The sequence below is a fragment of the Cobetia sp. 2AS genome (assembly GCF_029846355.1).
Lineage (GTDB): Bacteria > Pseudomonadota > Gammaproteobacteria > Pseudomonadales > Halomonadaceae > Cobetia > Cobetia amphilecti.
Genome location: NZ_JARWKQ010000025.1, coordinates 1 through 294, shown reverse-complemented (window position 1 = coordinate 294; position 294 = coordinate 1). Strand labels below are relative to the sequence as shown.

1 protein-coding gene is annotated in these 294 nt (G+C 63.9%); it reads right to left on the bottom strand.

Annotated features, from left to right (window positions below):
• Positions 1-294 (bottom strand): hypothetical protein (locus QD356_RS17775; protein ID WP_279878497.1); only part of this gene is annotated, 294 nt, incomplete at both ends.

Below are 294 nucleotides of genomic sequence, written 5' to 3'. Positions count from 1 at the left end.
CCGCTGACGGTGACTTCACCATTGCTGGTGATGCCGTCGTCGGTGACGTTGGTGTCGGTGGTGAGCGCAAGGCTCGGCGCGGCGATGGTCGCATCGACGGTTACGTCGCCCAGGTTCACGGAGTCACTGACATTGCCGGCGACATCGGTCTGACGGATCTGCACGACGCCATCGGCGTAGACACCTTCGTCCAGCGTGAAGGTAGTGCCGGTGCCACCGATCCAGTTGCTGCCGCCGTCGGTGGTGTACTCCCAGGTAGCGTCGGCTTCCAGACCGCTGACGGTGACTTCGCCA